General features: G+C 44.1%; 14 protein-coding genes. 4 read left to right on the top strand and 10 right to left on the bottom strand.

Translation table 11 applies throughout. From position 1 onward, the window contains the following. Positions 1-421: 421 nt before the first annotated feature. The 4 genes from ACE5CV_RS18195 to dctA all read right to left on the bottom strand — a co-directional run bounded on the left by ACE5CV_RS18195 (position 422) and on the right by dctA (position 4,225). A complete protein-coding gene (locus ACE5CV_RS18195) occupies positions 422-796 on the bottom strand; it encodes a methionine-R-sulfoxide reductase (RefSeq protein WP_374951623.1) in 375 nt (124 codons plus the stop codon). A 212-nt stretch (positions 797-1,008) separates the two neighbouring features. Next, positions 1,009-1,767: a TlpA family protein disulfide reductase gene (locus tag ACE5CV_RS18190; RefSeq protein ID WP_374951622.1), complete on the bottom strand. Its 759-nt coding sequence runs from the start codon at positions 1,765-1,767 to the stop codon at positions 1,009-1,011. Positions 1,768-1,888: 121 nt separating this feature from the next. After that, the gene (sucD, locus tag ACE5CV_RS18185; protein ID WP_374951621.1) at positions 1,889-2,767 is read right to left on the bottom strand and encodes a succinate--CoA ligase subunit alpha; all 879 of its coding nucleotides are present in this window, start codon (positions 2,765-2,767) and stop codon (positions 1,889-1,891) included. 231 nt (positions 2,768-2,998) lie between these two features. Then, complete coding sequence (gene dctA / locus ACE5CV_RS18180) at positions 2,999-4,225, bottom strand: C4-dicarboxylate transporter DctA (RefSeq protein WP_374951620.1); 1,227 nt, start codon at positions 4,223-4,225, stop codon at positions 2,999-3,001. A 100-nt stretch (positions 4,226-4,325) separates the two neighbouring features. Here dctA and ACE5CV_RS18175 point away from each other — a divergent pair, with 100 nt between their 5' ends. Continuing rightward, complete coding sequence (locus tag ACE5CV_RS18175; RefSeq protein ID WP_374951619.1) at positions 4,326-5,153, top strand: oxaloacetate decarboxylase; 828 nt, start codon at positions 4,326-4,328, stop codon at positions 5,151-5,153. Between the two features lie 2 nt (positions 5,154-5,155). Here ACE5CV_RS18175 and ACE5CV_RS18170 read toward each other — a convergent pair whose 3' ends face one another. The 3 genes from ACE5CV_RS18170 to ACE5CV_RS18160 form a co-directional block, all read right to left on the bottom strand. Further along, entirely contained in the window at positions 5,156-5,995 is an 840-nt protein-coding gene (locus ACE5CV_RS18170) for a sulfite exporter TauE/SafE family protein (protein ID WP_374951618.1), read from the bottom strand. A gap of 67 nt (positions 5,996-6,062) precedes the next feature. After that, positions 6,063-6,410, bottom strand: coding sequence for a DUF86 domain-containing protein (locus ACE5CV_RS18165; protein ID WP_374951617.1), 348 nt, complete (start codon positions 6,408-6,410; stop codon positions 6,063-6,065). Continuing rightward, positions 6,397-6,708 (bottom strand): nucleotidyltransferase family protein, encoded by a 312-nt coding sequence (locus ACE5CV_RS18160; RefSeq protein WP_374951616.1) that lies wholly within the window; start codon positions 6,706-6,708, stop codon positions 6,397-6,399. The genes ACE5CV_RS18165 and ACE5CV_RS18160 overlap by 14 nt, the downstream gene beginning before the upstream one ends. Before the next feature lie 160 nt (positions 6,709-6,868). On the opposite strand from ACE5CV_RS18160, the gene ACE5CV_RS18155 reads away from it, so the two are divergent. Both ACE5CV_RS18155 and dapA read left to right on the top strand, forming a co-directional pair. Then, positions 6,869-8,707, top strand: coding sequence for a UbiD family decarboxylase (locus ACE5CV_RS18155; RefSeq protein ID WP_374951615.1), 1,839 nt, complete (start codon positions 6,869-6,871; stop codon positions 8,705-8,707). A gap of 119 nt (positions 8,708-8,826) precedes the next feature. Beyond that, positions 8,827-9,705: a 4-hydroxy-tetrahydrodipicolinate synthase gene (gene dapA, locus ACE5CV_RS18150; protein WP_374951614.1), complete on the top strand. Its 879-nt coding sequence runs from the start codon at positions 8,827-8,829 to the stop codon at positions 9,703-9,705. Between the two features lie 86 nt (positions 9,706-9,791). On the opposite strand, the gene ACE5CV_RS18145 is transcribed toward dapA, so the two are convergent. Further along, positions 9,792-9,971: a histone H1 gene (locus tag ACE5CV_RS18145; protein ID WP_374951613.1), complete on the bottom strand. Its 180-nt coding sequence runs from the start codon at positions 9,969-9,971 to the stop codon at positions 9,792-9,794. A 287-nt stretch (positions 9,972-10,258) separates the two neighbouring features. After that, positions 10,259-11,416, bottom strand: a complete 1,158-nt coding sequence (locus ACE5CV_RS18140) for a hypothetical protein (RefSeq protein WP_374951612.1) — start codon at positions 11,414-11,416, stop codon at positions 10,259-10,261. Positions 11,417-11,523: 107 nt separating this feature from the next. Here ACE5CV_RS18140 and ACE5CV_RS18135 point away from each other — a divergent pair, with 107 nt between their 5' ends. Beyond that, entirely contained in the window at positions 11,524-12,261 is a 738-nt protein-coding gene (locus ACE5CV_RS18135) for a DUF5020 family protein (RefSeq protein ID WP_374951611.1), read from the top strand. Positions 12,262-12,305: 44 nt separating this feature from the next. On the opposite strand, the gene ACE5CV_RS18130 is transcribed toward ACE5CV_RS18135, so the two are convergent. Next, positions 12,306-13,550, bottom strand: coding sequence for an aminotransferase class I/II-fold pyridoxal phosphate-dependent enzyme (locus ACE5CV_RS18130; protein WP_374951610.1), 1,245 nt, complete (start codon positions 13,548-13,550; stop codon positions 12,306-12,308). Between the last annotated feature and the right edge of the window lie 176 nt (positions 13,551-13,726).

Here is a 13,726-nt window from a genome sequence, read left to right as displayed (position 1 = left end):
AACCGGCCAGATTGCCGGCAAATCAGATAGCGTTAAAAGAACTTATGATTCAAAGATAGGGTAAGGGTGGATAGGCTGTTAGTCTAAGTTTTTAACATCACCTATAAGTTATAAACACTTAAAGTTTTTTATGTAATTATTTTGCGGTACCGGTTAAATTTCAACTTCTTGCAGTACAGCTATTTAAACAGGCTTTTTTGTACACTAAGCACTACAAGGCAATTTTTTTTTAAGATTTTTTAGGGCTGTAAAGACATGACAAAAGCACGACAAAACCGGCTCAAATCCTTTAGGTAAACCGCATTAAAAACGCGGTTTATAGACCGCTTGCAATGTTAATTCTACCCCTTGTTTTTGTTAAGAGAAAATTATGTGGAAAACAAAAAATCCCGAAGTTTTTTTCTCCGGGATTTTGTCAATTTTACTTTTTAAGATCCTCTATCGGGACAAACTTCATCGACACGGAGTTAACACAATGCCGTGTATTTTTAGGAGTAAGGTATTCGCCCTGGAACACGTGGCCAAGGTGTGCGCCGCAATTGTTGCAAACGATCTCTACCCGGCGGCCATCGGCATCAGGTACGCGTTTTACAGCATCGGCAATCTCGTCATCAAAGCTTGGCCAGCCACAATGCGATTCAAACTTCGACTCGGATGTATATAAGGGTGTATCACAGCGTTTACAAACGTAAACACCTTCGGCCTTATTATCCAGCAGCGCACCGGTAAACGGGCGCTCAGTACCTTTATGTAATATTATATATTCTTCTTCGGGGGTTAATTGATTATATTGCATTGTTTTTATTTTGTGTTTTACCGATTACAAGATTGATTTAACGATCTTATCTTTCGGACTTTCGGTCATCCGACTTTCGGACTTACTACATAAATATACGACAAGTTGAGCGTAGATTTTGTTTGGGCGCAGGATGTTTACACAGCCTTGACGGAGGGGAATTGAGATGCAGATGCGCTGCTCTAACAATTCGTATATTGAATAACCAGCGACTATATTTTGTGTTGCAGCGCCCATTCAATCTCTTCAGGGTCATTTACCACGTTCACCACCATCCCCTGCTTATTAACGATCAGATGGGTAGGATATTCGGTTATTCCAAGCTGCTTCACCATAAAATTGTCCTGACTTGGTATTATAGGATAATCGAAGCGTTTGCGTTTTAAAAAAGCCTGCAGTTTTGTTTTAGAGTCTGGTGCCAGGCTAATGAACACAATATCTTTACGGCTTTTGTATCGCGCTTTAAGGGCATTAAGCTCCGGCATTTCCTTTTCGCAAAGCTGGCAGCCAATAAACCAGCATTTTACCACCAGCACTTTTCCTTTTGTGTTTGCTGTGTTGTATTTAATACCATTAAGGTCAACAAAATTAAAAGCCGGAAAACGTTTGCCTTCTTTGCGATAATTGCCCGCCCAGGAGTTTGCATAACCGCTAATATAACCTCCCATATCTTTTGACTGACCGGCGGTCATACGGTGTAATTTATAATAAAGCTTTCCATCTTCGCCATACAAACGCACGGGCAGGTACTTGCTGGTTATCAGCTTTTCAAAAAACATCGCCTTGCCGATCATCTTGCCGTTAACATCATAAGCGATAAGGTCCTGGTTAGGCTTATAGTGTGTTTTTAGGTAACTAAAAAAGTTGTCGTAGTTTTTGAGGATGAATTCCGGAGTTTCAACCGGTTTGCCCGGTTTAGCAAAAGTTAACGCGCTGATAAAAAGCAGGGCAAGTAAAAGCAGCTTTTTCATGGTGTATAATTGGTTGCTGTAAGATAAGGAATTTAGCAACTGAATTACACAAAAAATCCCGGCCAAATTGACCAGGATCTATATATCTAAAATCCTATACCCTTTAAAGGCTTAGGGGTAATTATGCTAATTTTGCTAATTCTTCGGCCATGGCAGCACCAATTTCAGCAGGTGACTCCACTACGCGGATACCGCATTCGGCCATGATCTTCATTTTAGCAGCGGCAGTATCATCGGCACCGCCAACAATTGCACCTGCGTGGCCCATACGGCGGCCCGGAGGCGCTGTTTGGCCGGCAATAAAGCCAACAACCGGTTTAGTACCGTTTTCTTTGACCCAACGTGCAGCATCAGCTTCCATCCCACCTCCAATTTCACCAATCATGATGATACCGTGTGTATCAGGATCATTCATCAACAACTCAACAGCTTCTTTAGTTGGCGTGCCGATGATAGGGTCACCACCAATACCAATCGCTGTTGTGATACCTAAACCAGCTTTTACAACCTGGTCAACCGCCTCGTAAGTAAGCGTGCCAGATTTTGAAACTACACCAACGTTACCTTTTTTAAAGATAAAGCCCGGCATAATGCCAATTTTACTTTCGTCGGCAGTAATAATACCCGGGCAGTTAGGGCCAATAAGGCGGCTGTCTTTATCAGATAAATATTCTTTTACCTGTATCATATCCTTTGTAGGGATACCTTCGGTAATACAAACAATAACTTTAATACCGGCTTCAGCAGCTTCCATAATGGCATCTGCACCAAAAGCAGGCGGAACAAAAATGATAGATACATCGGCTCCGGTTTGGTCAACCGCATCTTTAACCGTGTTAAAAACAGGCCTGTCTAAATGGCTTTGGCCACCCTTACCCGGTGTAACACCACCAACTAACTGCGTACCGTAAGCAATCATTTGCTCAGCATGGTAGCTGCCTTCTTTACCGGTAAAACCCTGTACGATAACTTTTGAATCTTTATTTACGAGAACGCTCATCGGCTTTTTGTTTTTGTAGGGCAAATCTAAAAAAAAAATCGCCCCTCAAACATTTATAGGGACGATTTTTAAAATTACTTTTTTACAGGATTGCCATAAACCGGCATCAAGTATAGTTTTATCCCTGCAAATACTATTGCTTTACAACCGGATCTATTAACATCAAATAAATTGCGGCCTTGCTTTTTGTAAAGTAGTACAGACCGCGTTTAGCCACCAACTATTAATTGTCTAATCCGGCCTTACAAACTCCCCTTCACTCTTAGCAACAACTATCGTAGCTACGCCGTTGCCAATTACATTGGTAATGGCCCGCGCTTCGCTCATAAAACGGTCTACGCCCAGCAATATGGCTACCCCTTCTACCGGGATAACTTTAATCGCGGCTAAGGTTGATGTTAGTACGATAAACCCGCTGCCGGTTACACCTGCCGCGCCTTTTGATGTGATCATCAGGATACCGATAATGGTAAGCTGCTGCTCGATAGAAAGATCTATTTTGAATACTTGTGCTAAATATATGGTCGACATGGAAAGATAGATGGTAGTACCATCCAGATTAAAAGAGTACCCTGCAGGGATCACCAGCCCCACTACTGATTTGGAACAGCCGAATTTTTCCAGCTTTTCCATCATCCCCGGCAGGGCCGATTCTGATGAGGACGTACCCAGCACAATCAGTATCTCTTCTTTAATATGCTTCAAATATTGCCACAGGCTGAAGTTAAAGAAGTAAGCGATGAGGTTCAGCACTACAAAAATGAACAGGAACATAGTTAGGTAAACCGAACCCATCAATAAGGCGAGAGGTTTTAACGTTGCCAAACCATAAGTGCTGATCGTGTACGCCATCCCGCCGAAAGCACCTAAAGGCGCTACCCGCATCACTATCTTCATGATATTGAAGAATACTTTAGATAGTTTATCGAACGTGGTTATGATTGATTGTCCTGCCTCACCCATTCGGCTTAAGCCGAAACCGAACAATATGGCAAAAAACAGGATCTGCAAGATATCGCCTTTAGCAAACGCCTCAAATACGTTGCCCGGTACAATATGCGCGATGAAATCGCCCCATTTCATTTCGGAGGCCGCCTTTTCGTAAGTGGCCAGTTTGGCCATATCCACCTTTACATGATTGTTAATAAAGTTAGCCCCCGGTTTTATAATATTGGCAACTGTAACGCCGATTATCAAGGCCAGTGTGGTAACCAGCTCAAAATAAAGCAGGGCCTTACCGCCTACCCTGCCCACCTTCTTCATATCGCTCATGCCGGCAATTCCTAAAACGATAGTAAAGAAGATGATAGGCGCTATCAGCATCGTGATGAGCTTGATAAACACCTGGCTGATGAGCTGCGCAGTTGGCGCAAATTCTTTAAAATTTAAGCCTACCAATACGCCTAAAATAATCGCGATAATCACCTGAAAGGTAAGGTTGCTGAAAAGGCGTTTCATCAAACAATAATACAATATTTTACCCACAGTTGTTAGTTATCGCCAATGCGGTAAAGGCAAATTTGTAACTTAACGGCGCACTAAATTCCATACTTATATTATGCAAAACCAACAGCTTATAAAAGCCAATGCTTTTAAAGCGCTGCATGAGCGCAACGGCCCTTTCGTGATCCCCAACCCCTGGGACGCCGGTTCGGCAAAGCTGCTGGCCAGGTTAGGTTTTGAGGCTTTGGCTACCACAAGCGCAGGGCTGGCTTTCAGCAAAGGCAAAACCGATGGAGCCGGATTAATTAACAGGGCAGAAGCTTTAGAGAATGCGCGAATGATTGTAGCAGCGACCGGTTTGCCTATCGCGGCCGACCTGGAAAATGGTTACGGGGATAGCCCGGAAGCATGCGCTGACACTATTTTAGCTGCTGCGGAAACCGGCCTTTGCGGCGGTTCGATCGAAGATGCTACCGGCAACACTGCCGCGCCTGTTTATCCTCTTGAGCAATCAGTATCGCGTATAAAAGCTGCTGCCGACGCTGCGCGTTCCCTGCCCTATCCGTTTATGCTGACTGCACGGGCCGAGAACCTGCTTTATGGAATAGACGATCTTAACGATACGATCAGGCGTTTAGTGGCTTATGCGGATGCGGGTGCCGATGTTCTATTTGCCCCAGGTTTAAAAACACTTGCCGAGGTAGAAATGGTTGTAAATGCCGTGGCACCCAAACCTGTCAATGTGCTGTTAACAGTAAACCATCCAACATTCAATCTCAAAGGTTTAGCCGATTTGGGAGTGAAAAGAGTGAGTGTAGGATCGTTATTGGCGCGGGCAGCGTATGGCGCATTTTTTAACGCAGCGCAACAATTAAAGCAAGGCTCATATGACTTTGCAGAGGGTGCTATCCCTTATGCCCTGATCAACGGGTTATTTAAATGATGTTAAACGTTACCGGTAACCCCTTTGTAAATCATTTGCGCCGCCAATACGGTAACTACAACCGCAAATACCCAACGCAGCCAGCCCGACGATTTGGTGTGCACCAGGATCTTAGACCCGGTCATAGCTCCAAGCAATACACCAATCACCACCGGCATAGAAATCCCCGGGTCTATATAGCCACGCTGCAGGTAAACCACCGCGCTGGCCGCCGCAGTAACGCCTATCATAAAATTACTGGTAGTGGTTGATACTTTGAACGGGATGCGCATAACGCTGTCCATCGCGATTACTTTAAGCGCACCCGAACCTATCCCCAGCAGCCCCGAAATTACCCCTGCAAAAAGCATCATAAAGAAGCCGCCACTAACGCGCGTTACACCATATTGTATCACATTGCCGTTACCATCAGGGTAGCTGCCGTACAATTTGAATTTGGCTGCCAGGTAGCTTGGCTCGGTGATTAGCTGCTCTGCCTTTTTGCGTAATGACATGATTGCCGAAAAGATAAGGATAGCGCCAAATAAGATCGCAATATATTCTGTAGGGACATAAACTGCCAGTAATGCCCCGGCCAGCGCGCCCAGTGTAGTAGCTATCTCCAGGAACATGCCCAGCCTGATGTTGGTGATCCCTTCTTTTACATATGCCGCGGCCGAACCCGAAGATGTGGCAATAACCGATACCAGTGATGCACCGATAGCGTAGTGAATATCAACCCCAAGCAAAACCGTAAGCAATGGAATAATCACAACCCCGCCGCCCAGGCCGGTCAACGAACCCAGCAGGCCGGCAAAATAAGCACCTACAAGAATTATTAGCGTGAATACGAGTACCGACATAGATCAATAACTGGTTGCGCGGTAAAAGTAAGATAAGTTTATTAGAACGAATGTGCAGGAGGAAAGATCACTGCTCAATGTCAAGTCTTGAAGCAATTTCCGCCTTAAGAGCGGTCAAGTCATCCTTGATAATTGCCCACACGATAGCATCGTCAATGCCGTCGTAGTTATGAATCAATATATTTCTAAACCCTATTATATCACTATGGAAACGGATTAACTCCTCCGGGTCAATATCTTTAATTCGTTTAACAGCTTCTCCAATAATCCCTAATTGACGCTCAATAGCGCTTTTGGTTTTTGTGTCAACTGTATATTCTTCGAATAGATTTATACCTCCAAGAAACTGCTCTATTAAAATAATGCTGTTAATAATATCATTGAACAGTTTTATCTTCCTGTCAATCTCTGGCATAGACTATTTTTTTTGATGTGCCTATATATTCTTCTAGGATTGGGTTTTTCACAGAATCGAAAGTAAGCAGGTCGACTTTTTTATTAAAATATTGTTCAAATTTATTGTAAAGGCTTAATAGCAATTTACCTTTATATATTGGGTTAGGCTCATCAATTTCAACTATCAAATCCATGTCGCTTGTATCATTATCGGTACCGCGCCCTACCGACCCAAAGGCATAAAGCTCTTTCACTTTATGAACCCGGCACAGGTCAATAAATTCTGGTGATTGAAAGATGGCGTTATTACGGATCATAATGTAAATTTACAATTAAAAGTAATATCAAATCAATTATTACTTCAGCTCTATTCAATTTGCTATTAGCCATACAAATTCCGGCAAAAGATTAAGAATAAAGTAGATTCATTACCTAAATATAATTTTAGAATGCCTAACGTGTAATATCTTTGCCCAAATGGGTTACAAAAGTTTACAGGCTTGTATAGCCGACCTTGAAAAACATGGTCACCTGATCCGGATAAAAGAACAGGTTGATCCGCATTTGCAAATGGCAGCAATTCACCTGCGTGTTTTTGAGCACGAGGGTCCGGCGATATTGTTTGAGAATGTTAAAGGCAGTAAATTCCCTGCGGTATCAAACTTATTTGGGACGTTAGACAGGTCGAGGTTTATTTTTCGCGACACACTGGGTAAGATCAAAACGCTTGTAGAGATCAAAAACGACCCGATAAAAGCCATTAAAAACCCTTTCAAATATGCTAACACTGCTTTAACCGCGTTGTCTGCACTACCTATGAAGGTTGGCAGGGGCGCGCCCGTCCGTTTTAGTAAAACAACCATCGCCCAGTTGCCCCAAATTTTAAACTGGCCTATGGACGGCGGCCCGTTTGTAACCATGCCCCAGGTTTATACCGAAGATGCCGATATGCCGGGAATAATGAATGCCAACCTGGGCATGTACCGTATTCAATTGGGCGGGAACGAGTATCTGCAGGACGAAGAGATCGGGCTGCACTACCAATTGCACCGTGGTATCGGGGTGCATCAAACCAAAGCTAACGCCAAGGGCCAACCGCTTAAAGTAAGCATTTTTGTAGGCGGGCCGCCCTCACATCCCGTTGCAGCGGTAATGCCACTGCCCGAAGGACTATCAGAGATGACTTTTGCCGGGGCACTGGGTAACCGCCGCTTTAGGTATTTTTATGACAATGAGGGTTTTTGCATTTCTGCAGATGCTGATTTTGTGATAACAGGCACCGTGATGCCAATGGAGAATAAGCCGGAAGGCCCATTTGGCGACCACTTGGGCTACTACAGCTTGAAACACCCCTTCCCGTTAATGAAGGTGCACAATGTTTATCACCGTAAGGATGCTATCTGGTCGTTCACGGTAGTTGGCCGCCCGCCGCAGGAAGACACCAGTTTTGGCGCCCTGATACATGACATTACGGGCAGCGCCATCCCTAAAGAGATCCCCGGTTTGCATGCTGTTAATGCCGTAGACGCTGCCGGCGTACACCCGCTGTTATTTGCTATCGGCAGTGAACGGTACACCCCTTACGTGAAGGAACGCCGCCCGCAGGAGATCATTACCATTGCCAACCATATTTTAGGTAAAGGACAGTTAAGTTTAGCTAAATATTTATTTATTGCCGCTAAAGAGGACGACCCCACGCTTAATGTTAATGATATCGGCGCATTTTTGAAACACATTTTGCAAAGGGTGGACTTAACCCGCGACCTGCATTTCCACACACGGACTACCATAGATACACTCGACTATAGCGGCAATGGTTTAAATACCGGCAGCAAGGTAGCCTTTACCATCGCGGGCGATATCAAACGTGAACTTTGGGGCGAAATGCCGGCAACATTTACCTTACCACGACCGTTTGCGCATCATAAAATGGTGATGCCGGGCGTGCTGGCTATTGAAGTACCAAAGAACATCCGCACCAGCGACATGCCATTAATGATGGAGATTTTGCAGGAGCACCTGGGCGAAACGGAGTTAAGCGGCTTGCCGTTAATAGTACTTTGTGATGATGCCGGTTTTACAGCGCACAGTATCAACAACTTTGTTTGGGTAACTTTTACCCGCAGCAATCCATCGCATGATATTTACGGGATCAATAGCTTTACCGAGCATAAACATTGGGGCTGCTATGGCCCGCTTATTATCGACGCCCGCATTAAACCACACCACGCCCCGGTGTTGGAACGCGACCCTGCAGTTGAAAAACTGGTAGATGCTATGGGCGTTAAGGGTGGCGCTTTACATGGGGTGATCTGACAAGAGCCGTTTAGTTACTCTATGCTTGCTGATACCTGAATGCTTTGTAGCATCTGCACATTTGTAATTTGCATGTGCGCACATTTACATATCTTAGCGTCCTTTTAACATTTAATTAGATGAACAAATTTCACGGAACAGGGGTTGCCGTTGTAACTCCTTTTCAGGCAAACGGACAGGTAGACTATCCTGCTTTACAAGCATTGATAGATCACCTGGTTGATGGCGGGATAGAATACCTGGTATCATTAGGTACAACCGGCGAAAGCGCCACACTGAGCAAGGACGAGAAGAAGCAGGTGTGGGAATTTACCGCCAAAGCCGTGAATAAGCGTTTACCATTAGTGGCCGGCATAGGCGGCAATAATACTCATGAAACCGTTGCCGAAATTAAGGCGTTCAATTTAGATGGTTACGATGCCATATTATCTGCAAGCCCTCATTATAATAAACCTACACAAGAAGGCATCTATCAGCATTACAAGGCCATTGCAGAAGCAGCGCCTTTGCCAGTAATTTTATACAATGTACCCAGCCGTACCGGCAGCAGCGTAAGCGCAGAAACCACCGTTAGGTTGGCTAAAGATTTTAAAAATATAATCGGCATAAAGGAAGCTTCCGGAAACTTTGATCTGCTTAACCAGCTGATGCGCGATAAGCCCGAAGACTTCCTGGTAATATCCGGTGATGACCCGATAAGCCTGCAAATGATAGCGATGGGTGCTGTAGGGGTTATATCGGTAGTAGGTAACGCTGTACCCCGCCAGTTTTCTGACATGATAAGGTTATGCCTTGGCGGCGATTATAAAGCCGCGCATCCGGCACATTATAGTATGATAGAATTTACCCGCCTGATGTTTACCGAAGGCAGCCCGGCCGGCGTTAAAACCGCGCTGAAACACTTAAACGTGTGCGGAGATACCGTGCGCCTGCCCCTTGTGCAGGTGAGTGAAGGCACCGCACAGCAAATTAAAGAGCAAATAGCTGCGATTGGTTAGCAGCACACACTATATTAAAATCAAAAATCCGGTTTAGCTAAGCGCTCACCGGATTTTTTTCTTTAAAGTAAAATAACCTATCAATATTACTCCGCTTTATTTTTCGCTTCCTGTACTTCTAAACGAATCGCCTGCGCTAAGTTTTTTAGGTCCTGCATACCTTTACGAACACGGGTACCAGCAGCGCTGTTGCCTTTGTTATAAAATTTGTCAGCATCAGCTTCCAGCGATGCAACCAGTTCTTTTACTTCAGTAAATTTTTTCATTGTGATTACTCCTTTAATTTTGAGGTTTATTGTTTTAATTAAAGCTAATCTAAAGCGTTTTTTGATAAATAAAAATTTTTACCCTATAAAAAAACTGCCTTTAAACCTGTTTTTTTCCACATTTTAAGCTGATTGTACAAACGCTTAACGCTACAATTATCAATTAGCTGATGCATTTAACACGGTTCATCCCGACTGCCGCTACTTTAATTTCTTATTATTTAATTTATTTATTTGCCGATAAATAAATAAGGTTAGATCAGCACAAATAATAGAGATCATTGCGCTTACTCGCAATTGGTATACTTTAATAAAAATGTCTTTACAATCACTGCTTTCACCTCGCTTTTAGTGCCCTGCCCCTTTATAGCGAATATGCCGATGTAACGTGGTTCAAATGAAAACTCTTTAATTGCCAATTGCCTGAATGCGGCATTATTAACCGCTCCGCCAGCGTATAAAAAACGAAATTGTTTTCCATTCTTTTCAATCCGCAGGGCGCTATACGCAAGGTTTTTAGTTAATAAGGTATCTCTTTGGGCGGTACTATCGCTGGTTAAAACAGGCGCATGTACAAACTCTTCCGGCTTATCGGTAAGCCCGGATGATGAGATAGCTTGCACCAGTATTTCGTTTCCCTTTTTGTACCCTCCAAACAGATCGTTAAATGCGAGGGATAAACGTATGGTAGGGCTACTCAAAGTACTATCCCTTAGTAACAATAAACCCGCCTGCTGCCACTCGCCTTCGGGTACAAAATCTTGCAGGTCTAATTCAGCTGTAAAACACCGCTCTTCGAGCGGCCTTAAAAGCAAATTCTTTATTCCGGGTTTAGTCTTTCCATCCGGCCAGTTATCTCCATCAAGCGTAAATAACGCGAGCACGCCGGGTTTAATGCTGCGTTTTGCCCAGTAGTAGTTGTCTTTATTTATTACTTGCCAACCCCGGTTCCGGATACCGTTTTCGCTTAGGTCGGTAAAATTTTCTATAACGTTCGTATGCACACTGCGATTGTACCAGATTACCAAAGCTGAAAGCAATGCCACTATCGCCATTACCGCCAATATCTCCCGGCTTTTACCGCGTTTAGGTAATTGTACTGACACGCGCGCCAAATGCATTTCGCGGTACCTGAACCAATAAGGATGATGACTTTCGTGGTTCTTGCGGTCAATATCGTTGGTGTAAGGGGCACCGAGTACATAACGCGCTATCGTATCCATCGAAGCGACAGAGGGGTTTTCTTCCCGTGCAGTACCCAGCACAAAAAACGAATAGTTTTTAAGGCTCCGCCAGCCAACAGTTAAACCGGTGCGATCAAGTATCTGCTGATAAAAGAGTTTGCTTTCGGTTTCAGTAAGCGGATTTGAAAGTGGCTGTTTTAAACACTGTAAATACGCTTCGCGGTACAGTGCTGAAAAAATACTGAAATCCGGTTCTTCCATAAGCGTAAATATACAATTCCGCTACGTTTCCGTAAGGCTTCCGCACTATTTGCTGTGATCGCGGCACTTTTGTGCCATGCTTCAGATCACCATCTAATTATATATTCATGAAATACCTTTTTTTAATTTTATCACTAAGCTGCTGCCTGCAAGTAAATGCCCAGACCCTTCAACTGCATTATGACGCCAGGCACACGTTAGACCCATCCCGTAACGCCAAAAATTTCGCTACACTTTACTTTGAATATTTTAAGACGCCCGATACCGGTAAATTTTTCATTAAACCGGGATCATTCCTGTTGAAACTCCAGGCCGACTTTACCGGCGAGCAACAGAACATCGGAAAATACTATATGCAAGTTTCGCAAGAACTCCGCTTCTGGAGACCTAAGGTGTTTTTGAATTTGCAATATACGGGCGGATTAGGCATTACCAACCCAAGGCAGTACAGTTATTACATTATAAACACTTACTCGGCCGGGGTAAGTTATCCGTTTAAAATAGGGAATGCCTTTATGAGCAGCGTTCTTAATTTTAGGTATGTGCCTTATACCACACCAAGTAAAGACCTGATGTTTACCTTGTATTTCTATAAGGGGCTTTTTAACTACAAAGCAGAATTTGCTGGTGATTTTTCCGTCTGGACGGAAAATAAAAATCATGGTGATGAATTAACAGAGAACCTGCACGGCAAACGATTCTCATTTTTTGCAGAGCCGCAACTGTGGTACAACCTAACCAAAACACTTGCATTTGGCACCCGGATAAATACAAACTACCATGTGCTTACCACGGAAGATGTGTTGCAGATCTACCCAACAGCGGCCGTGAGATTGAAGCTATAAAAATGCCATCCTAAAAGATGGCATTTACTATCGAAAAGAATTTTTTAGGCTATGGCCATTTTATGCTCTTTATAATAACCCTGTTTTAATTTGGATGCTACCTCGCTAAAAGCGTCCAGGGTGCGCTGTACATCATCAAGCGTATGCATAGCAGTTGGTATCAACCTTAACTCAATTAAGCCTTTAGGGATTACCGGGTAAACTACTATAGAGCAAAAGATGCTGTAGTTCTCGCGCATATCCATTGTAAGGCTGGTAGCTTCCAGCAATTCGCCCTTTAAGAATACCGGGGTAACCATAGTATTTGTGATGCCGATATCAAAACCGTGCTCAACCAATCCGTTCTGTAAAGCGCGGGCAATCACCCAAAGTTTTTCGCGAAGTTCCGGGTTTGTCTTTAAAAGCTCGAAACGCTTTTTTAAGCCTAATACCATCGGCATTGGCAACGCTTTAGCAAATGTTTGCGAGCGCATGTTATAGCGCAGGTAATTGATGATCTCGTTATCTGCAGCTACAAAAGCGCCAATACCCGCCATTGATTTGGCAAACGTACCAAAGTAAACATCAACCCCATCGATGCAATTCTGTGCTTCGTGCGTACCGGCACCTGTGGAGCCCATGGTACCGAAGCCATGTGCATCGTCAATCAGCAAACGGAAGGTATATTTTTCTCTTAAAGCGATGATCTCTTTTAGCCTACCCTGCGCGCCCGACATACCAAAGACCCCTTCTGTAATTACCAGGATGCCGCCGCCCGTCTGCTCAACCATGCGTTGAGCGCGTTCCAGCTGTTTCTCAAAGCTTTCAATATCGTTATGCTTGTAAACAAAGCGCTTACCCATGTGCAGGCGTACACCATCCACGATACAAGCGTGTGACTCAGCATCGTAAATAATAACGTCGTTACGGTCAACCAGCGCGTCTATAATAGATACCATGCCCTGGTAGCCATAGTTTAGCAAAAACGCAGCGTCTTTACCAACAAATTCAGCAAGTCCGTTCTCCAGCTCTTCGTGATGTTTGGTATTTCCGCTCATCATGCGTGCACCCATTGGGTAGGCCATCCCGTAATCGGCAGCGGCCTGGGCATCTGCTTCACGTACTTCCGGATGATTCGCCAATCCCAGGTAATTGTTCAGGCTCCAAACCAGGTGTTCTTTGCCATTAAACATCATATGCGGATGGATCTCTCCCTCTAACCGCGGGAACGAAAAATATCCGTGCGACCATTTTTGATGCTGACCAATAGGCCCGCCCATGTTTTTTGTTATTTTATCGAATAAATCCAAACCGGTATCTTAATTTTTATTCAAAGCAAATATACCCAATTAACGGCCAAGGCACAACGTTATTACTTTTTAGAATAGATTATAACACATCGATTGCACATGGCGAAGACTTCATAGTAAATTTGTTACAAACGTTTACCGGTAACAAAAAGGGGCACGTTAACCGCACCCCTATT

The sequence above is a fragment of the Mucilaginibacter sp. genome (genome assembly GCF_964263795.1).
Lineage (GTDB): Bacteria > Bacteroidota > Bacteroidia > Sphingobacteriales > Sphingobacteriaceae > Mucilaginibacter.
This window is presented reverse-complemented; position numbering and strand designations above follow the sequence as displayed.